Annotated in this window: 20 protein-coding genes and 1 tRNA gene; 11 read left to right on the top strand and 10 right to left on the bottom strand. The window is 63.3% G+C overall.

The features are described from left to right. Positions 1 to 86: 86 nt before the first annotated feature. Both NKI31_RS01970 and rnd read left to right on the top strand, forming a co-directional pair. The gene (locus NKI31_RS01970; RefSeq protein WP_352650206.1) at positions 87 to 1,331 is read left to right on the top strand and encodes an MFS transporter; all 1,245 of its coding nucleotides are present in this window, start codon (positions 87 to 89) and stop codon (positions 1,329 to 1,331) included. A gap of 76 nt (positions 1,332 to 1,407) precedes the next feature. After that, a complete protein-coding gene (rnd, locus tag NKI31_RS01975; protein WP_352650208.1) occupies positions 1,408 to 2,559 on the top strand; it encodes a ribonuclease D in 1,152 nt (383 codons plus the stop codon). Positions 2,560 to 2,622: 63 nt separating this feature from the next. Here the strand turns inward: rnd and NKI31_RS01980 are convergent, their stop codons facing one another. The 5 genes from NKI31_RS01980 to NKI31_RS02000 all read right to left on the bottom strand — a co-directional run bounded on the left by NKI31_RS01980 (position 2,623) and on the right by NKI31_RS02000 (position 5,996). Continuing rightward, on the bottom strand, positions 2,623 to 3,042 hold the full coding sequence (locus tag NKI31_RS01980; protein WP_023673032.1) for an MAPEG family protein: 420 nt from the start codon (positions 3,040 to 3,042) through the stop codon (positions 2,623 to 2,625). A gap of 22 nt (positions 3,043 to 3,064) precedes the next feature. Then, positions 3,065 to 3,634: a hypothetical protein gene (locus tag NKI31_RS01985; protein WP_023673033.1), complete on the bottom strand. Its 570-nt coding sequence runs from the start codon at positions 3,632 to 3,634 to the stop codon at positions 3,065 to 3,067. A gap of 19 nt (positions 3,635 to 3,653) precedes the next feature. After that, entirely contained in the window at positions 3,654 to 5,156 is a 1,503-nt protein-coding gene (gene guaB, locus NKI31_RS01990) for an IMP dehydrogenase (RefSeq protein WP_023734161.1), read from the bottom strand. A gap of 142 nt (positions 5,157 to 5,298) precedes the next feature. Then, complete coding sequence (locus NKI31_RS01995; protein ID WP_023673035.1) at positions 5,299 to 5,754, bottom strand: PIN domain-containing protein; 456 nt, start codon at positions 5,752 to 5,754, stop codon at positions 5,299 to 5,301. Continuing rightward, a complete protein-coding gene (locus NKI31_RS02000; RefSeq protein WP_023673036.1) occupies positions 5,751 to 5,996 on the bottom strand; it encodes a type II toxin-antitoxin system Phd/YefM family antitoxin in 246 nt (81 codons plus the stop codon). The genes NKI31_RS01995 and NKI31_RS02000 overlap by 4 nt, the downstream gene beginning before the upstream one ends. Before the next feature lie 243 nt (positions 5,997 to 6,239). On the opposite strand from NKI31_RS02000, the gene NKI31_RS02005 reads away from it, so the two are divergent. Next, positions 6,240 to 7,661, top strand: a complete 1,422-nt coding sequence (locus NKI31_RS02005; RefSeq protein WP_352537656.1) for an MFS transporter — start codon at positions 6,240 to 6,242, stop codon at positions 7,659 to 7,661. 181 nt (positions 7,662 to 7,842) lie between these two features. On the opposite strand, the gene NKI31_RS02010 is transcribed toward NKI31_RS02005, so the two are convergent. Next, entirely contained in the window at positions 7,843 to 8,565 is a 723-nt protein-coding gene (locus tag NKI31_RS02010) for an RlmE family RNA methyltransferase (RefSeq protein ID WP_023711559.1), read from the bottom strand. After that, complete coding sequence (locus tag NKI31_RS02015) at positions 8,562 to 9,905, bottom strand: Ppx/GppA phosphatase family protein (RefSeq protein ID WP_023819602.1); 1,344 nt, start codon at positions 9,903 to 9,905, stop codon at positions 8,562 to 8,564. Before NKI31_RS02015 ends, NKI31_RS02010 begins: the two co-directional genes overlap by 4 nt. 349 nt (positions 9,906 to 10,254) lie before the next feature. Between NKI31_RS02015 and NKI31_RS02020 the strand changes: the two genes are divergently transcribed. The 8 genes from NKI31_RS02020 to NKI31_RS02055 all read left to right on the top strand — a co-directional run bounded on the left by NKI31_RS02020 (position 10,255) and on the right by NKI31_RS02055 (position 20,153). After that, on the top strand, positions 10,255 to 11,202 hold the full coding sequence (locus tag NKI31_RS02020; protein WP_023705805.1) for a lysylphosphatidylglycerol synthase domain-containing protein: 948 nt from the start codon (positions 10,255 to 10,257) through the stop codon (positions 11,200 to 11,202). 147 nt (positions 11,203 to 11,349) lie between these two features. Continuing rightward, positions 11,350 to 11,423 (top strand) — tRNA-Gln (locus NKI31_RS02025). 9 nt (positions 11,424 to 11,432) lie between these two features. Then, on the top strand, positions 11,433 to 12,059 hold the full coding sequence (locus NKI31_RS02030) for a hypothetical protein (protein WP_352650211.1): 627 nt from the start codon (positions 11,433 to 11,435) through the stop codon (positions 12,057 to 12,059). 399 nt (positions 12,060 to 12,458) lie between these two features. Further along, a complete protein-coding gene (locus NKI31_RS02035; RefSeq protein ID WP_023682882.1) occupies positions 12,459 to 12,962 on the top strand; it encodes a hypothetical protein in 504 nt (167 codons plus the stop codon). 291 nt (positions 12,963 to 13,253) lie between these two features. After that, entirely contained in the window at positions 13,254 to 16,595 is a 3,342-nt protein-coding gene (locus tag NKI31_RS02040) for a M10 family metallopeptidase C-terminal domain-containing protein (protein WP_352650214.1), read from the top strand. Positions 16,596 to 16,667: 72 nt separating this feature from the next. After that, the gene (locus tag NKI31_RS02045) at positions 16,668 to 17,075 is read left to right on the top strand and encodes a hypothetical protein (protein WP_023705802.1); all 408 of its coding nucleotides are present in this window, start codon (positions 16,668 to 16,670) and stop codon (positions 17,073 to 17,075) included. A gap of 34 nt (positions 17,076 to 17,109) precedes the next feature. Beyond that, positions 17,110 to 18,846: a type I secretion system permease/ATPase gene (locus tag NKI31_RS02050; protein ID WP_023705801.1), complete on the top strand. Its 1,737-nt coding sequence runs from the start codon at positions 17,110 to 17,112 to the stop codon at positions 18,844 to 18,846. Next, positions 18,843 to 20,153 (top strand): HlyD family type I secretion periplasmic adaptor subunit, encoded by a 1,311-nt coding sequence (locus tag NKI31_RS02055; RefSeq protein WP_023705800.1) that lies wholly within the window; start codon positions 18,843 to 18,845, stop codon positions 20,151 to 20,153. The genes NKI31_RS02050 and NKI31_RS02055 overlap by 4 nt, the downstream gene beginning before the upstream one ends. Positions 20,154 to 20,216: 63 nt before the next feature. On the opposite strand, the gene NKI31_RS02060 is transcribed toward NKI31_RS02055, so the two are convergent. The 3 genes from NKI31_RS02060 to NKI31_RS02070 all read right to left on the bottom strand — a co-directional run bounded on the left by NKI31_RS02060 (position 20,217) and on the right by NKI31_RS02070 (position 22,634). After that, a complete protein-coding gene (locus tag NKI31_RS02060) occupies positions 20,217 to 21,650 on the bottom strand; it encodes an aldehyde dehydrogenase family protein (protein ID WP_023705799.1) in 1,434 nt (477 codons plus the stop codon). A 116-nt stretch (positions 21,651 to 21,766) separates the two neighbouring features. Beyond that, on the bottom strand, positions 21,767 to 22,150 hold the full coding sequence (locus NKI31_RS02065; protein WP_023705798.1) for an ACT domain-containing protein: 384 nt from the start codon (positions 22,148 to 22,150) through the stop codon (positions 21,767 to 21,769). A gap of 13 nt (positions 22,151 to 22,163) precedes the next feature. Then, the gene (locus NKI31_RS02070; protein WP_023705797.1) at positions 22,164 to 22,634 is read right to left on the bottom strand and encodes a GNAT family N-acetyltransferase; all 471 of its coding nucleotides are present in this window, start codon (positions 22,632 to 22,634) and stop codon (positions 22,164 to 22,166) included. Positions 22,635 to 22,854 lie beyond the last annotated feature (220 nt).

Raw genomic sequence — 22,854 nt, forward strand, 5'->3', positions numbered from 1 at the left:
ACACACCTGTTAGCGGCGGGATAAGCCACTGGCATTGGCCACATCGATGGTTCAGAACTGTGGAGCCACCTAAGCAACGGTTTCGTATGTCCTCCATCCGCCCGCTGATCCCGCTCCTCATCGCCGCCGGCATCCTGCTTGGCGGCAACGGGCTGCAGGGCACGCTGATCGCGCTGCGCGGCGCGCAGGAAGGATTTTCGGCCTCCGACATCGGCCTGATGGGTACGTTCTATTTCGCCGGCTTCCTGTTGGGGTGCTTGGCCGTCACCCGTATCCTCAAGGCAGTCGGCCATGTCCGGACGTTTTCAGCGCTCGCCGCCATCGCCGCTGCCAGTACGCTGCTCCTGGTGCTGGTGATCGATCCGGTGATGTGGTGCGCGGTGCGCTTTGCCGGCGGTTTCTGCTTTGCCGGCCTGTTCACCGTCATGGAAGCCTGGCTGAACTCCGGCGTCGAAAACAAGGATCGTGCGCGGGTGCTCGCCGTCTACCGCATGGTCGATATCGGCTCGGTGACCGGCGCACAGTTCCTGATCCCGATCTTCGGCCCCGGCGGCTTTGCCATCTTCGCCATCATGTCGATGATGATCACGCTGTCGCTGGTTCCGGTGTCGCTCGGCGACCGCTCCAACCCGACGCCGCCGGAAGACGTCAAGCTCGATCTCGCCCGCGTCTGGCGGATTTCGCCGCTCGGCTGCTTCGGCTGCATCTGCGTCGGCGTCACCAACAGCGCCTTCCGCACGCTGTCGCCGGTCTATGCCGAACAGATCGGCATGTCGGTCGCCGATGTCGTCACCTTCGTCAGCGTCGGCATCTTCGGCGGCGCCCTCATCCAGTATCCGCTGGGCTACCTCTCCGACCGCTGGGACCGGCGCGCGGTGCTTTTGGCCACGACATGCGGCGCCATGTTCGCGGCGCTGGCGCTGGCCTTCGTCGCCGGCGCCGATCCGACCCTCAATTTGATCATCGTCTTCATCTTCGGCAGCTTCGCCATGCCGCTCTATTCGCTGTCGGCGGCGCATTCCAACGACCGCGCCGACAAGGGCGAGTTCGTGCTGATCAATGCCGCCTTGATGCTGTTCTATTCCTTCGGCGCCATCGGTGGCCCCTTCGCGGCCTCGACGGCTATGCCATATTTCGGACCGGGCGCCCTGTTTGTCTTCAGCGCAGTCGTCTACGCCACCCTCATCGCCGTCATTCTCTACCGCATGCAGGTGCGCGGCAGCGTGCCGGCGGGCAAGCGCAGCCGTTTCACGGCGCTGCTGCGCACGTCAACCGTCTTCGCGCGGCTGGCGCGCAGAAATGGCGATTCCGACGGATCGGCGGATACTTGACCGAAGGGCGGCTTGACGAAAGCGCCCATGGCTGAAATTGAAAGAGAACCTTACCCGTTACTAAAAAAGCGATTTGATGCACGTCATCACCACCCAAAATGAGCTCGAGTCCGTTCTCGCCGCTTTTGAAAAGTCGGATTTCGTCACCGTCGACACCGAATTCATCCGCGAAACGACATTCTGGCCGATTCTGTGCCTGATCCAGATGGCGGCGCCAGGCGTCACCGCGCTGATCGACCCGCTGGCGCCCGACATCAACCTCGCCCCATTGTTCCGGCTGATGGCCAATGAAGCGGTGGTCAAGGTTTTCCATGCCGCGCGCCAGGACATTGAAATCATCGTCCATCTCGGCGATCTGGTGCCGCATCCGGTGTTCGACACCCAGGTCGCGGCCATGGTCTGCGGCTTCGGCGACAGCGTCTCCTACGATCAGCTGGTGCAGCGCATCACCGGCGCACGGCTCGACAAATCCTCGCGTTTCACCGACTGGCGCCACCGGCCGCTGTCGGACAAGCAGCTCGACTATGCGCTGGCCGACGTCACCCATCTGATCGACGTCTACAAGCATCTCAGCGCCGAACTGGAGCGGGAAAACCGCGCCCATTGGCTGAACGAGGAAATGGAGGTGCTGACTTCGCGCGAAACCTACGATCCGCACCCCGAAGACGCCTGGAAGCGGCTGAAGATGCGGCTGCGCAAGCCCCAGGAGCTGGCGATCGTGCAGGCGGTGGCGGCATGGCGCGAACGCGAGGCGCGCGAGCGTGACGTGCCGCGCGGCCGGGTGCTCAAGGACGACGCCATATACGAGGTCGCCCAGCAGGCGCCGCGCGATGCGGCAGCCCTTGGCAAGCTGCGCACGACGCCGAAAGGCTGGGAGCGTTCGTCGACGGCTACCGCATTGCTCGGCGCGGTCAACACGGCGCTCGCTTTGCCCCGCGAAGAGATGCCGAAGCTGCCCAAGAGCTTTCAGCCGCCCGAGGGCTCCAATGCCGCCTCCGAGCTGTTGAAAGTGCTGTTGCGGATCGTCGCCGAGAAGGAAGGCGTCGCCTCGAAAGTGCTGGCGTCCAGCGACGACATCGACCGCATCGCCGCCGAGGGCGAGGATGCCGACGTGCCGGCCCTGCAGGGCTGGCGACGCGCCGTGTTCGGCGAAGCCGCACTGAAGCTGGTGCGCGGCGAAATCGGCATCAAGTTCGACAAGCGCAAGATCGCGGTGTTCGATTTGTAGACCCCCACCCCGCTCCGCTGCGCGGAGCGACCCTCCCCACGAGGGGGAGGGTAAACGACTGCCCTACACCGCTCCGAGCAGGTGTAGCGCGAACCAGATCCATGCCAACAAGAGAATGATCGCGCCGACGTAGAAGGCGCGGCTGCGAAACCGCAGATTGTTGCTGGTGAGGTGGACCCAGGCGTGGCCATAGCGGGAAATCACGAAAATCCACATCAACGCCAGGGTCAGATAATTGACGCCATTGGTCGCGTGCAGCGCCAGGCAAAGCACATAGAACAGCACCGGCAGTTCGAACTGGTTGATGAGATTGTTGGCAACCGTGACGCTCGACCCGGGCTCGGTCGTGCGCACCTTGTATTGACCGACCTTGGCCTCGCCCGATTTGACCGCGCCGTAGCGGCGCCGGCCCATCACGACATAGACGATATAGACGAGCAACACCTGCGCCAGCATCGGCCAGAAAATCGCGGTCTGGCTCATGGCGTTGCCCCTGCTCTGTCGTTCATGCCTGTGGACGCCGCTGGGCGGCAAGGATCAAAAACGCGATGACGATGACGGGGATCGCCAGCAGCGCGAATTTGGTGACGATCAGCGACGAGGCGAAAGACAGAGAATCCGGGTTGGCCGACAGCGCATCGGACAGAAGCCGCGCCACCGCAATGTTCTGGGCGTAGTCGGCGCACGTGTAGGGCAGCACGATGACCAGCGCGAACAGTGCCTGAAGCTGCACCGGCATGGCACGAAAACTCTTCAGCCGCCGTCCGGTTGCCAGGATCAGGCTGACCATGGTCAGCGACAGCAGCGCCGGGAAGAGAAGGTCGAAAGTCAAATAGTGCCAGACCAGTATGATCTCGCTGCCGCGCCGGCCGAGTGCCGTCAGCCAGGCCATGCCCTCGTCGGGCGTGAACCCGCCAAGGCGCACGTCGAGCGACGGCAGGCCACCGCTCAGCCGGCGGAAATAGAAGAATTCCAGCAGCGTCATGATGATGAAAACCGCCGCGGCGGCAAAGCACAGCGCGCCGGCATGGCGCGCCAGCCGCAGCACGATCGTCGCCTGGTGGCGCCAGAGCATGTACCGCTCTGGCTGCCGGTCAGGCTCCGCCAGGATAGTTCGGGCTTTCGCGGGTAATCGTGACGTCATGGGCGTGGCTTTCACGAAGTCCGGCGTTGGATATGCGCACAAAGGTGGCGCGTTCGCGAAAATCGGCAAGGTCGCGGCCACCGACATAACCCATAGCGGCTTTTAGCCCGCCCGCAAGCTGGTGCAGCACGCCAGACACAGGTCCCTTGTAGGGCACCTGCCCTTCAATGCCTTCCGGGACCAGTTTCAGCGTGTCGCGAACCTCGGCCTGGAAGTAGCGATCGGCCGAGCCGCGCGCCATTGCGCCGACAGAGCCCATGCCGCGATAGGCCTTGAAGGAGCGGCCCTGGTGCAGATAGACCTCGCCCGGGCTTTCATCGGTCCCGGCGAGCAGCGAGCCGATCATGGCCGCACTGGCGCCGGCGGCAAGCGCCTTGGCCAGATCGCCCGAATATTTGATGCCGCCGTCGGCGATGACCGACACGCCGGATCTATGCGCCGTCTCGACCGCCGACATGATCGCCGAAAGCTGCGGCACGCCGACGCCGGCGACGATGCGCGTGGTGCAGATCGAGCCCGGGCCGATGCCGACCTTGACGGCATCGGCGCCGGCGTCGATCAGCGCCTGCGTGCCTTCGGCGGTGGCGACGTTGCCGGCCAGGATGCGGACGGAATTGGAAAGCTTCTTGGCCCGCGTCACCGCATCGAGCACGCGCTGCGAATGGCCATGCGCGGTGTCGATGACCAGGAGGTCGACACCGGCATCGATCAACCGCTCGGCGCGCTCGAAGCCGTCATCGCCGACGCTGGTGGCGGCCGCCGCCCGCAGGCGCCCCTGGGCATCCTTGGTGGCGTGCGGGTTGAGCTGCGACTTCTCGATGTCCTTGACGGTGATCAGGCCGACGCAATTGCCGGACTTGTCCACGACGACGAGCTTTTCGATGCGGTGCTGGTGCAGCAGCCGCTTGGCCTCGTCCTGGTCGACATTCTCCTTGACCGTGATCAGGTTCTCACGGGTCATCAATTCGTAAACTTTCTGCCCCGGATCGGAGGCGAAGCGCACGTCGCGGTTGGTCAGGATACCAACCAGGCGGCCGATCTTCTGGCCGCCGGTGCCGCCATTCTCGACAACCGGAATGCCCGAGATGGAATAGGTGCGCATCAGCGCCAGCGCGTCGGCGAGCGTGGCGTCGGGGCCGATGGTGACCGGATTGATGACCATGCCCGATTCGAACTTCTTGACCTGGCGAACCTGCTCGGCCTGTTCGGCCGGCGAGAAATTGCGGTGGATGACGCCGATGCCGCCGGCCTGCGCCATGGCGATGGCGAGCCGCGCCTCGGTGACGGTGTCCATGGCGGCCGACAGGATCGGCACGTTGAGGTCGATGTCGGTGGCGATGCGGGTGCGGATGTCGGTCTCACCGGGCATGACCTCGGAATGACCGGGCTGCAACAGCACGTCGTCAAAGGTCAGCGCCAGCGCGCCGGTGGACGTTTCGATGATTTTTGCCATGGCCAGTCCTCGGATACGAAAAGCGCTGGGAGAATACAAAAAAGCGCTGGACCGAAATGGACAGCGCCGACTCGTTTCTTCCCTTTCAGGATTGGCGCTGGCTGGTAACACGTCGCGGCGTGGTTGAAAAGCCGGTCGTGGCCTATTCGGCGGACTTGCCCAACAGGGCATCGAGCAAGACATGGCGCGGTGACGCGAAAGGATTGACGACCGTTACGCCGCCCCAGGTGAAGCCGTCCTGCAGATCTTCCGACAGCAGCAGCCGGCAACCGGTTTGCGAGGCAACAGACAGGATGGTCGCATCCCAGATGCCGAAATGGTGATCGGTCGCAAGATCAGCCGCGACCGTCATCACCTCCGGCGTCGTGCCGACAACCGGAAACGCGTCGCGCCAGCTCAACAGGGCGTCGCGCGCTTGTGCACGTGATCGTCCGGCCTTGCGTGTGAGAACGGTGAACAATTCGCCGAGCACTTGGACTGGAATGACGGCTGCCTCTTGCGCAATGTCGTGCAGCAGGCCGAAAACGATGTCGCGCTTCTCGGCTCCGTTGATCCCCTCGGCATAAACAAGGATGTTGGTATCGAGCGCGACCTTCACCGCTCGTCCTCGTAAAGCTCGTCGCGGCTCCAGCGCCCGGCTTCTACAACAGGCTGGCGTTCGAGGCGCGACAGCAGCGCTGTGCGCGAACGAGACGCCGCAGGGTCGGGCTGCCCTGCAGGCACGATCCGCGCCACGGGACGCCCATGGCTGGTCACGACATAGCTCTGTCCTTCGCGGACACCGCGCAGGAGGAGCGAGAATTTGCGGTTGGCGTCGGCTGCGGAAACGGCTTCTTCCATGGCATTGTCCATATAGTAGTTATATTCACTACAGCATAGTGAACCCGGTCAATTTTCGCAAGTTCATTCAATGTGGCGAAACGCAGCGACGCCTCTTGTCCGCGCGGGGTCGCACAAAGTGACAGCAAATTAATGCGACATCGCGCCTGAGGCGTGATAACCGCCCGTTTTGTATCGGCTTGCCCGCCTTTTCATTGTTTGGATTGGCCGGCAAGCACATTTAGACCAGTTCGGACGCGTTCGTTGAACCGCATCATTCCGCTCATTCTGGCGGTCGCCTTGTTCATGGAAAACATGGATTCGACCGTCATCGCGACATCGCTGCCGGCGATCGCCGTCGACATCCACACCAGCCCGATCGCGCTCAAGCTGACGCTGACCGCCTATCTGGTGTCGCTGGCCATCTTCATTCCGATCAGCGGCTGGATGGCCGACCGGTTTGGCGCCAAGACCATTTTTCGCGCCGCGATCGGCGTGTTCATCGTCGGCTCGGTCTGCTGCGCCGTCTCCAATTCACTGCCGGCCTTCGTCGTGTCGCGCTTCCTGCAAGGCATAGGCGGCGCCATGATGACGCCGGTCGGCCGCCTGGTGCTTGTGCGCGCGACGCCGAAGAGCGAGCTGGTTGCCGCCATGTCGTGGCTGACGGTGCCGGCGCTGGCCGGGCCTCTGGTGGGACCACCGATAGGCGGTTTCATCACCACCTATTTCACCTGGCACTGGATTTTTCTGATCAACGTGCCGATCGGCCTGATCGGCATCTGGCTCGCGACACGCTTCCTGCCGCAAACCGACTCGATGGAGACGCCGCCGCTCGATTTCGTCGGTTTCGTGCTGAGCGGGCTGGCGGCCTCCGGCGTCGTCTTCGGCCTGTCGGTGGTCAGCCTGCCCTATCTGCCGCCGGCGACCGGCCTCATCACCGTGGCGGTCGGGCTGATTTCCGGCGTGCTCTATCTGCTGCATGCGCGGCGCGCCAAAAATCCCCTGCTGGCGCTGGAACTGTTCCGCAACCAGGTGTTCCGCTCCTCGGTGCTCGGCGGCTCGCTGTTTCGCATCGGCATCGGCGCGGTGCCGTTCCTGTTGCCCCTGATGTTCCAGATCGGCTTCGGGCTGACGCCGTTCCAGTCGGGCATGATCACCTTCGTCTCGGCCATCGGCGCCATTGGCATGAAGTTCGTCACCGCGCTGATCTTCCGGCTCGCCGGCTTCCGCCGGGTGCTGATCTGGGGCTCGCTGATCGCCGCCGCATCGATCGCCATCTACGGCCTGTTCACGCCGGAGACGCCTTACGCGCTGATGCTGGCCATATTGCTGGTCGGCGGGTTTATCCGCTCGATGTTCTTCACCGGCGTCAATGCGCTCTCCTATGCTGAGGTGTCGGCCGAGGACACCAGCAAGGCAACGCCGATCACGGCGGTGTTCCAGCAGCTGTCGATCGCACTCGGCGTGGCGCTGGCCGGCGGCATCCTGGAAGTCTCGACCTCGATCCATGGCGGACCGCTGGCGCTCGGCGATTTCCACATCGCCTTCTTCATCGTGGCGGCAGTGTCAGCAGCGGCGTCGGTATCGTTCATGCGGCTGGCGCCGGATGCCGGCAACGCCGTGTCGGGTCATGGCCGGATGACGACGCCGAAGACACTGGAGCCGGTGAGCACGGCTGGGAAGTAAGGGGCGAGCGCCCCTCATCGCTTCGTTCATCCTAGGGCGAAGCGACTCAAAGCGTCGCGCAGACCCTGGGATCCATGATCGAAGGATGCAGCGGCACAGAATTCTGCAGCGTTTTCAACGCGTTAACGTCACGGCATGGATCCTAGGGTCTGCGCTGCGTCGCTTCGCTCCTTGCTTCGCCCTAGGATGACGATGCCACTGGTGGCTCTCTGCCCTTAAAATCCTTCGCCAGCAAATACAGTTCCACCGACTCATCGCGCGACGCCGGCGGCTTGACGTGGTGCACCGAGCGGAAGTTCTTCTTGAGCATCGACAGCAGCTCGTTTTCGGCGCCACCCTGGAAGGTCTTGGCGAGGAAATGCCCGCCCGGCTTCAGCACCGACAGCGCGAAATCGGCGGCCACCTCGCACAAATGCATGGTGCGGATGTGGTCGGTTCGCTTATGACCCGTCGTCGGCGCGGCCATGTCCGACAACACGACATCGGGGTCGCCGCCCAGCGCCTCGGCGAGCTTTTGCGGCGCTTCCGGGTCGAGGAAATCCATCAGCAGCACCGGCGCACCCGGCACCGCATCCATTTCGAGATAGTCGATGCCGATGACATGTGGATTATCAGCCGTCGATTTCGTCCTCGCGGCCGCCACCTGGCACCAGCCGCCGGGGGCCGCACCGAGATCGATGACCTTCATGCCGGGTTTCAGCAGATGATGCTTGTCATCGATCTCGATCAGCTTGTAGGCCGCGCGCGAGCGATAGCCGTCGGCCTTGGAGCGCTGGACATAGGGATCATTGATGTGGCGCTGCAGCCAGCGGCGCGACGATTCCTTCAGGCCGCTCTTCTTCTTGATCCGCGTCTTGAGGACACGAATGCTGGCGGAGCCCGGCTTTTCCGGCTTCTTGGTCACTGTCGGCCTCGCCCACTGTTGCGCCAGACGCCGTCATCGGCCATCAGCTCGCTCAAAATGCCTTCGCGTAAGCCCCGGTCGGCGACGCGCAGCCGCTCCGACGGCCACACCGCACGGATGGCTTCCAGGATAGCACAGCCGGCCAGCACCAGGTCGGCACGGTCGGCGCCGATGCACGGGTTGGCGCAGCGCTGCTGGAAATCCCAGCCGACCAGTTTTTCGACCATGCGGTCGACGCTGTCGCGGTCCATCCACAGCCCATCGACGCGGCGGCGGTCGTAGCGTTCGAGATCGAGATGGACGCCGGCCAGCGTCGTCACCGTGCCGGATGTGCCCAGCAGATGGAATTTCGGACTGGCCAGCACATGGCTCAGCCGGTCGCGGCCATCGAAGGACTTTAGCCGCACCGCGACATCATCGACCATGGCGGCAAAGATCTCGCGCGTCACCGTGCGGCCGCCAAAGCGCTCGGCCAGCGAGACAACGCCGACCGGCAGCGACGTCCACGACACGATATGGTTGGCCAGCCGCGGCGAGCGCTGGCCGGTGAGGTCGATCAGCGCGATTTCGGACGAGCCACCGCCAATGTCGAACAGCACCACGCCTTGCGTGTCGCGCTCGACCAGCGAGCCGCAGCCGGATACAGCAAGCCGCGCCTCGGTCTGGCGATCGATGATTTCCAACTTCAACCCCGCCTCTCGTTCGACGCGCTGCAGGAATTCGACGCCATTATCGGCGGTGCGGCAAGCCTCGGTGGCGATCAGCCGGGCTTTCCTGATCTTGCGGTTGCGCAATTTGTCGCCGCAGATTTTCAGCGCCTCGACGGCGCGGTCCATCGCCGCCTGGCTAAGGTGCCCATTGGCGGTCAGCCCCTCGCCCAGCCTGACGATGCGCGAGAAGGCGTCGATGACGCGGAACTGGCCATGGCGTTGCGGCACCGCGACCAGCAGCCGGCAATTGTTGGTGCCGAGATCGAGCGCGGCAAACACCGGCAATTCCTGCATCGGCGGCCGATGCATGGGCTGTTCCGGTCGGGGTTGTGGGGCCGAGGGCAAAGGCACGGGCGCTGGAGCGGCCGGGCCGACGGAGGCCGGCGCACCGACCGCCGCGGCCGTTGCGAGAGGGCTGTCGTCGCGCGCAAAAACCTTGCGCCCACGCCGGCGCTTGCGCCGCTTTCTCGCCTTGCCGCGCTGATGCTGGGCGTCGCCGGCCTGTCCGTTGCCGGACTGGGGCCCCGCCTGGCGGGGCCGCCCGGCGGATGGGCTTGGCCCGCCTGATGGCGGCGAAGCCCTGGACACACCCACTTCCGGCGCGCCAGCGCCGGTGTCGTGGTCTTCCACTTCAGTTCCTTCCGGCGCCGCGCGAACCGGAAAACCGGACGCAGCAGGCGCTTCAATCTTTTAAGTTGCCGCCAGAGTAGCAGCGCCGGACCGGATCACCAAGAGCAAGGACTCAAATTTTGCCGGCTGCGTCCTGCCAGATCCCCGCTGCTTTGCAGCGTCCCGGCGTTCGCTAGCCTTTCATCTTGCCACTGGCACGACGAATTCGCCGTTGGCGAACCGGCTGCTCACCCTTGCCGGTTGAATAGCCGGCTTCAATGAGGCATTTCTGAAATGAGGGGGAATTGGTGAATCGCGGACGTTTTAACGCCCGCCTGGGCGATGGGCAGCAACACATGACGACAACTCCATGAATTGGGGGGCCACGAATTGGAAGCGCTATCTGTGGCCGGTCATCGGTGTCGCGGCGGTCATCGGGTCGCTGTTGTTGCTGTGGCATGAACTGCGCGGCATCTCGATCGACGATGTCTGGGACGGCATATCCGCCATCCCGACGCGCGGCTGGATGCTTGCGGCACTGAGCTCGGTGGTCGCCTATGCCTCGCTCGCCGGCTATGACCACATCGCGCTCTTGCATATCGGCAGACGAGTGTCGTGGCTGTTCGTCACCTTCTGCTCCTTCACCACCTACGCGCTGTCGCACAATATCGGCGGCTCGGTGTTTTCGGGCGCCGTGATCCGCTACCGCGCCTACGGCACCAGGGGGCTGACCGGCCAGGATGTCGGCATTCTGGTGGCGATCTGCTGGATCACCTTCGTGCTCTCCAGCATTCTGGTCGGCGGCCTGGTGCTGGTTTTCGAGCCTGCAATCATCGACCGCTTTTCCGGCGCCCCGCACCACGGCCTGGCGATCGCCGCCGGCATCGCTTTGCTGATCCTGGTCGGCGCCTACATCTTCGGCAGTTGGCTGCATCTGAAGCCGCTGAAAATCGCCGGCTTCCAGCTGCACTATCCGGCGCTGCCGATCGTGGCGCGGCAATTGCTGATCGGCCCGATCGAGCTTCTGGCAGCAGCGGCGATCATCTTCTTTGCCCTGCCCGTTGCCGGCAATCCCGGCTATTTCGCTATCCTCGGCGTGTTCCTGGTGTCGTTCTCGGTAGCGCAGATCTCGCACGCGCCGGGCGGGCTCGGCGTGTTCGAGGTCGTGTTCCTCGCCGGCCTGTCTGATATGGACCCGGTCGGCGTGCTGGCGGCACTTCTGGTGTTCCGGCTGTTCTACCTGATCATCCCGTTGCTGATCGCGCTCGGCGTGGTGCTGTTCTTCGAACATTCGCAATACAGCCGGACGGAGAGCTGAGGATCATTGGGTGCGGCGCGCCACCCGGGCGTAATTGCCCCTATGAAACGCTGTGATTGAAACGCAGCTTAGGCTTGACTATTTTCCGGCGCCGGCTACAAGGCACGCGCGGCTGCTTCGGCGGCCCACCAGCGCGACAGCGCCTGCTGGGGAATAGGTTAACGGTAGACCCACGGACTCTGACTCCGTTAGTCCTGGTTCGAATCCAGGTTCCCCAGCCAAGGCACGTCATGCCCACTGACAGCCAGTACATCCTCGAACGCATCCGCCAGGGATGCGTGGAGTTGTCCGACGACGAGTTCGCCATCGACAGGCTGGCAAAATATGTCGGCAACGGGAGAATCCGCTGGCATGTCGAGTTCCGTGGGCATCGCATCGAGCTGACAACCGGCCAGATCAAGAAGCAGCCTACCTTTCGCAGGAAAATCCTCGAACAGGCTGGCGTGCTGCCGCCGCAGCGTACCGGTGCCGACTACCGGCGATGGGCACTCGATCTGAGGCGAAATGCCATCGAGCTTCCCTGGCGCGACAGGCCGGTCGATGCGGGTTTTGCCATCGACCGGCTGACCAGCCATGGGGATGGGCGCTGGACGGTGGAATACCAGGGCAAGGCGATAAAGTTCACGACGACCAAACTGCGCCGGCAACTCAGTTTCCGCAAACGCATGCTGGCCAAGGCCAAGGTGCTGCCGCCCGAATTGGCGCCGGCTGCCTATCGCAAGTGGATGGACTCGCTCATGCAAAACGCCACAGAGGCGGTACCGCAGGCCGGCGAAGCTCCGGCGACGGAGAAGAGTTGGCTTGACGACCTGCCGGAGCTGGCCGGCTGGGAAGATGAAGCGCCGCCCGAGAATTGATTGGGTTCCAATGATCATGAAATCGGGCGATGCTTCTCCGGAACTGCGCGATTGGGCAGCGGACGTTCTGGGAATACAGACCGATATCCAAATGCCGGCCAAAACCGCCCAGCGATAACCCTCCCGCCAAGCCTCATATTTCCCCGGCAGGAACTTGGACGCCGCCCAGGCCAGCGGCCGGCGCCGCTCATCCAAGAGATTGCCTGAGGAGGCGCCGGCCAGGCGGGCATTGGGGTACCCGCCGACGCTACATTAGCATTGGTGCATAGATGCGATATGGCGCGAACGCGGAAGGTCGGCAGCCGCGGCACTACAGCAATTTTTCCCAAGACCCGGGCCCGCAACGCTGCAAGGGTTGTGGCGCCCAGCGTTTCCGCGAGGCTTGCCCTGGAGACAATCATGACGACGTTTCTCACCGCTCTCGCATCCGAAGGTCCGCCAGCCGACCGGGCGAAAGACATGGACCTCTATGGATGGTTGATTGGCAGCTGGGACATGGAGACGGTTCACCACCGCAACGACGGCACAATCCAGAAATCGGATGGCGAGTGTCACTTTGGCTGGGTGCTCGAAGGCCGCGCCATTCAGGACATCTGGATCAGGCCCAGGCGCCCTGCCCCGTCCACCATGTATGGCACGACCTTGCGCGTCTTCGATCCCGGGATCGGTGGCTGGCACATTATCTGGAGCGATCCGCTCAACCAGGATTACTCGCGCCAGATCGGGCGGGCCGAAGGCAAGGACATCGTCCAGATGGGCGCCGACTCGCGCGGCCTGCAGGCGCGGTGGCGGTTCACCGAGATCACCGCCGCCAGCTTTCACTGGATCGGTGAGGAGAGACGAGCGGAGAGCGACCCCTGGCGCGTGACATATGAACATTTCGCGCGCCGGACGGGTTCCTGAAGCACGCTTGCGCATTCAGCCCCTCGTACCTACGGGCGAGGTACGACCATAGATTAGCGATAGCTCAATTAACACCAAACCAGTATCTCAAAACCCGCCGGTACAAGCGCGCCCAAGAACCTTCATATGTACCGAGCGCGAACTGAGGCTAGACAAGTGAAGATTCCAATAGCATTGTTGGCACTGGGACGGGGCTCGACCGGCAAGCGCAAACGATGCTTGTCGGTGGTTGGCAACTGCTAAACCGTACAGCCGTAATTGCCACGGCTGCGAGACCAAGGAGTCCCAAGGATGCCGAACTCAAGCCAAACCAGCGATCAATGGTGGGTCAACGACCAGACGCCGGACAACCCGTACGGCAAAAGCGAAGATTACGGGGCCTTCCTCACCTACCTTGGAGCGCTGGACCGGTCGATAACGCCGGCGATCGCGGCGGGAACGCTGAGGATCAATGTCTCCGAGCTCAATGACCATCCCGAATACAAGGCCGCCGCGATCGGCGCCTTGCAGATGTGGGCCAGTGTCACCCCTTTGAAGTTCGAAATCGTCGACAATGCACCATACAACAGCGCAACGGACTGGATGCAGGTTGTCAGCCCCGAACTGGGCGAAGAGGACGACGGCAGCGCCTATTCCAACGACCGCTATGTCAGCATCGGCCAGCGTTTCCACGACACCGAGGTCAACAAGACGGATATTGGCGGCTATGTCTTCGATTCCTTCATCCATGAATTCGGTCATGAGTTCGGGCTGAACCACCCCGGGCTCTACAATTACAGCGGCCCAGGCGGCGTACAGATCAATTACCTGAACAATGCGACCTGGACCTACGACCGTCAGCAATACAGCGTCATGTCCTATTTCGACGGGATCGATGTCGGTGAAACCAGCCGCTGGTCGGCGTCAACGCCGATGATGGCCGACATCGAGGCTGTCATCCGCCGCTTTTTCTCCACCGTCGACGAGAACGGCGTGCGCACCTATCAGCATATCGATCTCAACACGGGCGACAACGTCTACGGCTTCGGCAGTGCCGTGGACGGCTACCGGCTGACCTCCTCGGGCATGCAGCACGATATCGGTTTTGTCATCCATGACACCGGAGGAACCGACACGATCGACTTCTCCGGCTCGACGGCCGGCACGATCCTCGATCTGCGCGCCGGGCAGTTCTCCAGCGTCAACGGCCATAGCAACAATGTGTCGATCTTTGCCGGGCACAACGCCGACGGCACGGACTATTACATCGAGAACGGCATCGGCAGCAGCTATGACGACGTCCTGATCGGCAATGACGGAGCCAACGTGCTGGATGGCCGCGGCGGCGGCGACCGCATGGCCGGCAATGGCGGCGACGACACCTACTTCGTCGATTCTCTCGACGACATCGTGCGCGAGGAAGCGAATGGCGGGAATGACACGGTCGTTCTGCTGAACCGGAACTTGAATATCCGGAAAATCGCCAACGTCGAACACATCATCTACGCCGACGAGTCGACACTCCAGCCTGGAGACGGCGGCACCGAAACCGCACCGACCATCGGCGACAACACGATGACCAGCGTCATCTTCGGCGACAATGGCAACAATACGCTCGACGGCGGCGCCGGCGACGACACGATCTTCGGTCAGGGCGGCGATGATCTCATCATCGGCGGCCGCGACTCGCTCGCCAGCCGCGACATCAACAACACCATCGATGTCGCCGACCTTCCAGACCAGACCGAGAGCGACGACGGCAATGACACGCTCTATGGCGGCCGCGGCAACGATACGATCCTCGGCGGCCAGGGCAACGACATCCTCGACGGCGGCGACGGCGACGATACGCTGAGCGGCCAAGATGGCGTCGATATATTCAGGGGCGGCGCCGGCGTCGACACGGTAGACTTCAGCAAGGAGAGCCCCTTCCAACTGCTCGTCAACCTCGAGACGAACGTTGCCAATGGCGGCACCGCCACCGGCGACACCTTCTACAGCATCGAAAACCTGATCGGCTCCGATGACCGCATCGACCGTTTCATCGGTACGTCGGCGGCAAATCATTTCTGGGGCCGGGGCGGCGGCGACTATTTCAACGGCGGCGGCGGCAACGACATACTGGATGGCGGCAATGACGGCGACATCCTGTACGGTGAAGCCGGCAACGACACGATCATCGGCGGCGCCGGCCAGGACTATCTGGATGGCGGCGCCGGCATTGATACGGTCGTCTACGAAGGCAGTTCCGCCGGCGTGACGATCGACCTCGCCAATGGCACGGCCAATGGCGGCGACGGCGATGGCCCGGTGCAGATCGTCGGGCGCGGCACCGTTATCCGGCACGACATCCTGGTCGGCTTCGAAAACGCCGTCGGGTCGTTCTTCGACGACCATCTCATCGGCAACGCCCAGGCCAACAAACTTTCCGGCGGCGCCGGCAACGACACGCTGACCGGCGGTGGCGGCGCCGATATATTGAATGGCGGCGCCGGCAGCGACACGGCGGACTACGCCGACGCGGCCAGCGGGCAAAACCTCAAACTGGGTGGCGGCAAATCCGGCGGCGACACCTATATCTCGATCGAAAATCTGGCTGGCTCGGGCTTCAACGATCACCTGACCGGCGATGGCGCGGCCAATGTGCTGACCGGCCAGGGCGGCGCCGACAAGATCGACGGCGGCGGCGGCGATGACACCCTGCTCGGCGATTTCGCCTATCAGGGCGATGCTCCGCCACGCCCGGGCATGGGCACCGGCTACGCCACGCTCGGACCGGACGCGACCAACAATTCGGTCTCGACCGCCTTCGACATCTCGAACAACTTCTCGCTGACCGCCGACCCCGACATCTTCGATTCGACGACCACCCTTCACACCACCGTCAATGCCACCGGAAACGGCTTGGGCGGATATTACAGCATCAACCTGGCGGCCGGCACGATCATCACCATCGACATCGATGGCATTGCCGACCCCAATGTCCATGACAGCATCGTCAGGGTGCTGGACAGCGATGGCAATATCGTCGCCCAGAACGACGATGGCGGCAACGACCCCGGCTCCAACAACGGCCGCGATTCGAGCACCAGCTTCATCGTTCAGGAAACCGGAACCTACTATATTGTGGAGGGCGAATGGTCGGACTCGGCTCCTGGCGATGGCTGGGTCGAATCCGTGCCGGAGGGCTCGACTTACAAGCTGAACGTGTCGGTCGAATTCCCGCCGGCACCAGCTCAGCCGGGCGTTACGGGCGCCGATACGCTCAACGGCGGCGGCGGCAGCGACCTTTTGGATGGCGGGCTGGCTGCCGATACGCTGACCGGCGGCGCCGGCGACGACTATTTCCGCTTCTCGACAGAACTCGGGAACGGCAATATCGACTGGATCAAGGACTTCAAGGTCGCCGACGATACGATCCTGCTGGACAACCTCATCTTTGCCAGCGTTGGCGGCGACGGCGCCCTCGCCCTGGGCTCATTCTACAAGAGCGCAGCCGGCGCTGCTCATGATGCCGACGACCGCATCATCTACGACACCGACAGTGGAATATTGTCTTACGACGCCGATGGTTCCGGACAGGGAGCGGCCGTTCAGTTTGCACACCTGAACACAAATCTGGATCTTTCGGCTGCAGACTTCATTGTCATCTAACGCGTTGCCGGGAGGGGTGCCGTCAGGCTCTCCTCCCGCATACCCCAGCGCAGTGAAAAGGGAGAGGACGCGATGACCGACCGCCGCACAGTGTTAATGGCCGCCGGAGTTGCGGCAGTCGCCGCGGCCACCGGGGCGGCGGCAGCGCAATCGCCAGATATTCGCGCAACCGATATTCGCGGCGCCGTCACCTTTGTGGGCGGCAAGTCTATCCCGGAAGGTCATCTCGAGATCTATCTCGATGATCCCGCCATCCACGACAGTGGGCGACGCCGCGCCGCCAAAACCAGCCTCAAGAGCGAGGGCGGCTCAAAGACGATAGAATTTTCCTTGCCCCTGCCCGCAAGCTCGACCGCTTCACCAACGCTGCAGGTCATTGCGCGCCTGGAGCGTGCGGACGGCTGGCTGGTGGCGCGGGGCAGCGCGCAGTTCCAGGCCGGCCTGCCCGTCCATGTCACACTCAAGGCAGTTATCTATTGAAGGGCGAGATGCCATATCCTGATTGCGAGCCTGCATGCAGCTGACGCCATCGACGCCGCTTACGCTGGTCGGAATCCTGGCGTCCTTTCGACGTGCGTTTTCGGGCATCGTCCTGATGAGCGGGGTCGTCAACGTGCTGACCCTGACCGGCTCGTTCTTCATGCTGCAAGTCTATGACCGCGTCGTTCCGGGTCGCAGCGTGCCGACGCTGGTCGGCCTGGCGGTGCTTGCGGGAACATTGTTCGTGTTTCAGGGCGTGCTGGAGTTGATCCGCTCTCGCCTCATGGTTCGGCTGGGACAGGGGCTGGACGCAAAGCTGAGCCCGTCGGTCTATTCGGCGCTGATGCGCCTGCCGCTGCGCGCCAAGCCTTCCGGCGACGGGCTGCAACCCCTACGGGATCTCGATCAGGTCCGCTCCTTTATCGGCAGTGCCGGACCGACCGCTTTGTTCGACCTGCCATGGATGCCGCTCTACATCGGCATCTGTTTCATTTTTCATTTCTGGATCGGCGTTACCGCGCTTGCCGGCGCCGTTGTCCTGTTTGCACTGACGCTTCTGGCCGAATTCCGGACCCGCGGCCCGACAAGGATCGCCGGACAGCACGCGGCCGTTCGCAGCACGTTGGCCGAGGCGACAAGGCGCAATGCCGAAGCCATGCAGGCCATGGGTTTTGGCGGGCGTATCGCCGAGCGGTGGTCTGCCGTCAATGCCGAGTACCTGAACGCCCATGCGGCGGCCAGCGATGTCGCGGGAACGCTTGGCACGATTTCCAAGATCCTGCGGTTGATGCTGCAATCGGCAATGCTGGCGATCGGCGCTTATCTGGTCATCAAGCAAGAGGCGACCGGCGGCATCATGATCGCAAGCTCGATCATGATGGGCAGGGCGCTGGCTCCGATCGAACTGGCGATAGCGCATTGGAAGGGTTTCATTTCGGCGCGGCAAAGCTGGGCACGCCTGAAGCAGCTTCTGTCCGCGCTGCCGGAAGGCGCAACCGGCGTGACCCTGCCCGCGCCTGTCAGCGCGCTGGCGGTCGAGAATGTCAGTGTCGCGCCGCCGGGCGAACGCACGCCGGTGGTGTGGGATGCAAGTTTTTCACTGGCCAAGGGAGCAGGCCTGGGGGTCATCGGCCCGAGTGCTTCCGGCAAATCATCGCTGGTGCGTACGCTTGCAGGTGTCTGGCTGCCGGCGCGCGGCGCCGTGCGGCTGGACGGAGCGACGCTTGACCAGTGGCCGGCCGACGAGTTGGGCAAACATATCGGCTACCTGCCGCAGGATGTGCAGTTGTTCGACGGCACGATTGCGCAGAACATCGCCCGCTTCGACCCGGATGCGTCATCCGACATGGTGCTTGCGGCAGCCAAGGCCGCCGGCGTGCATGATCTCGTCGTGCATCTGGCCGACGGTTACGACACGAAGGTTGGCGAAGCCGGCGCCTCGCTGTCGGCGGGGCAACGGCAGCGTGTCGCCCTTGCCCGCTCTCTCTATGGCGATCCGTTCATGGTCATCCTGGACGAGCCGAATTCCAATCTCGACTCGGAGGGTGAAGTGGCCTTGTCCGCAGCGATCCAGGGCATCAGGGACCGCGGCGGCATCGTTATCGTCGTCGCGCACCGGTCCAGTGTGCTGGCCAATGTCGATACGGTGCTGGTGATGGCCAATGGCCATGTGCAGGCCTTCGGTCCGAAGGACGAGGTGCTGAACAAGGTCTTCCGATCGGCAGCGCCGCTCAAGGTCGTTGCCGCCACGGAGCGAGGCGTTCCGGCATGAGCGAGGACAGAAGCGCTTTGCATCACCGGCAGGTCCGCCGCTATCTCGTGGCTGGCGTTGCTACCTGTCTGCTGCTTGTCGGAGGTGTTGGCGGCCTGGCGGCAGTGACCAAGATGTCGGGTGCGGTGATCGCAGCTGGCCGGCTGGTGGTCGATTCCAATGTAAAGAAGGTTCAGCATCCGACGGGCGGCGTGGTCGGCGAGATCAGGGTGCGTGAAGGCGACCGGGTCAAGGCGGGCGATATTCTGGTGCGGCTGGACGAGACGACAACGCGCGCCAATCTGGCGATCGTCTCAAAAGGTCTGGATGAGTTTTATGCACGGTTGGCGCGCCTGGAGGCGGAGCGTGACGGCAAGGACACGATCAGCTTTCCGGACGTTTTAACATCGCGGCGCGACGAAGCCGGTGTCGCCGCATCGATGGCCGGAGAACAATCGCTGTTCGATTTCCGGCACCAGGCGCGATCCGGCCAGCGATCTCAATTGCGCGAACGGATCGCCCAGTTGACGCAGGAGACCGCCGGCCTGACCGAGCAGCGGCAGGCGAAACGCCGCGAGATCGAGCTGATAGGGATCGAGCTGGAAGGGGTGCGGTCGCTCTGGCGTCGCAAGCTGATAGGGATCGAGCGGATGACGGCGCTGGAACGGGACGCGGTGCGGCTCGAAGGCGAGCATGGCCAGTTGACCGCCGGAATTGCCCAGGTGAAAGGCAAGGCGTCCGAGATCGAACTGCAGATTATCCAGATCGACCAGGACCTTCGCAGCGAGGTCGCAACCGACTTACGCGAAACCCAAGGGAAGATCTCCGAGTTCGTCGAACGCAAGGTGGCGGCCGAGGACCAGTTGAAGCGCATCGATCTGCGCAGCCCGCAGGATGGCGTGGTGCTGCAGTTGGCCGTGCATACGATCGGCGGGGTGATCACCCCCGGCGAACAGGTGATGCAGATCGTACCGGTGACGGACGACCTGACCGTTGAAGCGCATATCGCACCGCAGGATATCGACCAGGTGACGATGGGCCAGAATGCGATTTTGCGCCTGTCGGCCTTCAATCGGCAAACCACGCCGGAGCTGACCGGGACGCTGTCGCGGATCTCGGCGGATCTCACCATCGAAGAGCGCACCGGAGCAGCCTTCTATGTGGCGCGGGTGACGCTGCCCAAAACCGAGGTCGCCAAGCTGCGCGGGCTGGCGCTGGCGCCAGGCATGCCGGCCGAAGTGTTCTTCCCGACGGGCGACCGGACGATGCTTTCCTATCTGGTGAAGCCGCTGTCGGATCAGATCCAGAAAGCTTTCCGGGAAGAGTGAAGCCGCACCTTTGAGAGCTGAAGCCTCGGGACCGGCTGGTTGCCGGTCCCCAAGGGGTAGCCCCTACTCCGCTGCCTTATACCCCGCGATGCCCTTGATCTCGAGGAAATCCTCCAGCCCGTATTCGGCGTATTCGCGGCCGTTGCCGGATTGCTTGTAGCCGCCGAATGGCAGGCCGGCGTCCCATTGCGGATAGTTGATGTAGACAGTGCCGGTGCGCATGCGGGCGGCGACTTCGCGGGCCTTCTCGATATCCTTGGCCTGGATGTAGGACGCCAGCCCATAGACAGTGTCGTTGGCGGTGCCGATCGCCTCTTCCACTGTGTCGTAAGGCATGATCGCCAGCACCGGCCCGAAGATTTCCTCGCGCGCGATGCGCATGTCTGATGTGACGTCGGCGAACACGGTGGGGCGGACATAGTAGCCGCGGTTGAGCTCGGCCGGACGCCCCGGTCCACCCGCGACCAGCGTGGCGCCTTCATCTATGCCGGCCTGGATCAGGTCCTGGATCTTGTCGAACTGGATCTGGCTGACCACCGGGCCGAGCTTGGTGCCGGCCGCATCGGCCGGGCCGACGGTCAATTTTTCGGCCGCCGTCTTGGCGTAGCCGGTCGCCTCGTCATGGCGGTCGCGCGGCACGAACATGCGGGTCGGCGCGTTGCAGGACTGGCCCGAGTTGCTGAAGCAGCCGGCGACGCCCTTGCTGACGGCCTTTTCGAGATCGACATCGGGAAACAGGATGTTGGCCGACTTGCCGCCGAGTTCCTGATGCACGCGCTTGACCGTGTCGGCGGCCGCCTTGGCGACCAGGATGCCGGCGCGGGTCGACCCGGTGAACGACATCATGTCGACATCGGGATGGCTGGACAGCGCCTGGCCGACGCCCGGGCCGTCGCCGTTGACGAGGTTGAAGACGCCCTTGGGAACGCCTGCCTCGTCGATGATTTCGGCAAAGATGATGGCGTCGAGCGGGGCGATTTCCGAGGGCTTCAGAACCATGGTGCAGCCGGCGGCAAGGGCGGGGCCGACCTTGCAGGTGATCTGGTTCAGCGGCCAGTTCCACGGCGTGATCAGGCCGACGACCCCGATCGGCTCCTTGACGATCAGCGACGAGCCCTTGACGTGGCGGAATTCGAACGACTTCAGCACCTCGGCCATCTTCCGCAGATGTGCCAGGCCAATGCCGACCTGGCTGTCGAGTGCCATCTGGCGCGGCGCGCCCATCTCGCGCGATACGGCCAGCGCCAGATCGGCGCTGCGCTTCTTGTAGACCTCGATTATGCGGTTGAGGATATCGAGGCGCTCCTCGACCGAAGTGAAGCCGAATGTCTCGAAGGCGCGCTTGGCGGCCGCAACCGCCTTGTCGACATCGGCCTTTGAGCCGAGCGAAATCTGCGCGAAAGCATCTTCGTTTGACGGGTCGATGACGTCGAGTGTGCTGGGCACGACAGGATCGACCCACACGCCGTCGATATAGAACTGCAGATTGTGTGACACGGGCTTCTCCTCGGGGGATTTCTGAATTGATGGGGGCGATCGCCAGATCGTCGTATCGGGGATAACGATGGGGCAAGAGCGATGTCAAACGCAAGGGCGGGCGATTGAGCCTACGGCTACAGAAGCGTGTGCCCCGCCGCGACCAGAAGCCCCCTTGCCGCGGCTTCATCCTTGGCTTTGACGAGCAGATGGTCACCATCGAAGGTGGATACCAGAAAAATGCCGAGTTCGCTTTCCGACAATGGCTTTATCACCGACAGGACGATGCCGGTTTCGTCGAAGGCAAAGGGACCTTGGAGTTTCAGGGCGACCCAGTCCCTGTCATGCTTCACCCCGTCCGGCACCCGATCCTGCAGGCAGACGACCGAAAGCTCGTCCTCTGTCCTGGTGATGCTGACGAAGCCCGGCCCGTCCGCCCAGCCGGGAATGCTGTCTTTTGCTTCGAGGCGCGAAACCGCATACCGCCCCGTGAGCGGCTTCAACCGGACCCTGACTGCCATCCGATCCTCCCTGTTATCGGCCATCACCCAGTTTCTTGCTCATATAGACCGTCATGCCGTTCATGAACGGCTCCTCCCGGTCGATCGTATAGCCATGCCGTTTGTACAACAACACATTGGCCATGAAGGCGCCGTTGGTCAGCAGGCGCAGCTCGAAGCAGCTGGCCTCCAGCGCCTTCTGCTCCGCCCGTTCCAGCAACAGCCGGCCGATGCCCCTGCCCTGCGCCTGTGGCGCGACGCAGACATTCTCGATCCAGAGATGATCGTCGGCCAGGATGGTCTCGATCATGCCGACGATGCGGCCATTTTCGATGGCGAGATCGAACGGATGTTCGGCGACCGCCTTGTCATAGTCGGCGCGCATCGGCAGCGGCTCGCGGCCGATCAGAGGCACCCATTTGGCATAGGCGGCACGCACAATGTCCCTGATGGCGGCAGCGTCCGCCGGTTGGGCCGGCCGAAACAGGATGGAAGAATTGGACATGGCAAAGGCTCCAGACATGAAAACCCCGCCGGCAGACGTCGCGGGCGGGGCTGGAACGAACGAACCGACTTAGTGTGCCGGTCTTTGTCGTCGCGCCTTGCCGCTCCGCACTGTGCAGAGGCGACGTCGCTGGGCGATGGCGAGCGAGAAAATGGACATGACGCCACGCTGGAGTGCAAGACGCAGAGCGTCAAGCTGCATAACCGAGCCAGTCATCATG

The sequence above is a fragment of the Mesorhizobium sp. M0659 genome, from assembly GCF_040320605.1.
Lineage (GTDB): Bacteria > Pseudomonadota > Alphaproteobacteria > Rhizobiales > Rhizobiaceae > Mesorhizobium.

Bases quoted from the DNA above. Each gene is read 5' to 3' on its own strand.
- NKI31_RS01970 (WP_352650206.1), top strand. From the start codon at position 87: ATGTCCTCCATCCGCCCGCTGATCCCGCTCCTCATCGCCGCCGGCATC.
- rnd (WP_352650208.1), top strand. From the start codon at position 1,408: ATGCACGTCATCACCACCCAAAATGAGCTCGAGTCCGTTCTCGCCGCT.
- NKI31_RS01980 (WP_023673032.1), bottom strand. From the start codon at position 3,042: ATGAGCCAGACCGCGATTTTCTGGCCGATGCTGGCGCAGGTGTTGCTC.
- NKI31_RS01985 (WP_023673033.1), bottom strand. From the start codon at position 3,634: ATGCTCTGGCGCCACCAGGCGACGATCGTGCTGCGGCTGGCGCGCCAT.
- guaB (WP_023734161.1), bottom strand. From the start codon at position 5,156: ATGGCAAAAATCATCGAAACGTCCACCGGCGCGCTGGCGCTGACCTTT.
- NKI31_RS02000 (WP_023673036.1), bottom strand. From the start codon at position 5,996: ATGGAAGAAGCCGTTTCCGCAGCCGACGCCAACCGCAAATTCTCGCTC.
- NKI31_RS02020 (WP_023705805.1), top strand. From the start codon at position 10,255: ATGAATTGGGGGGCCACGAATTGGAAGCGCTATCTGTGGCCGGTCATC.
- NKI31_RS02030 (WP_352650211.1), top strand. From the start codon at position 11,433: ATGCCCACTGACAGCCAGTACATCCTCGAACGCATCCGCCAGGGATGC.
- NKI31_RS02035 (WP_023682882.1), top strand. From the start codon at position 12,459: ATGACGACGTTTCTCACCGCTCTCGCATCCGAAGGTCCGCCAGCCGAC.
- NKI31_RS02040 (WP_352650214.1), top strand. From the start codon at position 13,254: ATGCCGAACTCAAGCCAAACCAGCGATCAATGGTGGGTCAACGACCAG.
- NKI31_RS02045 (WP_023705802.1), top strand. From the start codon at position 16,668: ATGACCGACCGCCGCACAGTGTTAATGGCCGCCGGAGTTGCGGCAGTC.
- NKI31_RS02050 (WP_023705801.1), top strand. From the start codon at position 17,110: ATGCAGCTGACGCCATCGACGCCGCTTACGCTGGTCGGAATCCTGGCG.
- NKI31_RS02055 (WP_023705800.1), top strand. From the start codon at position 18,843: ATGAGCGAGGACAGAAGCGCTTTGCATCACCGGCAGGTCCGCCGCTAT.
- NKI31_RS02065 (WP_023705798.1), bottom strand. From the start codon at position 22,150: ATGGCAGTCAGGGTCCGGTTGAAGCCGCTCACGGGGCGGTATGCGGTT.
- NKI31_RS02070 (WP_023705797.1), bottom strand. From the start codon at position 22,634: ATGTCCAATTCTTCCATCCTGTTTCGGCCGGCCCAACCGGCGGACGCT.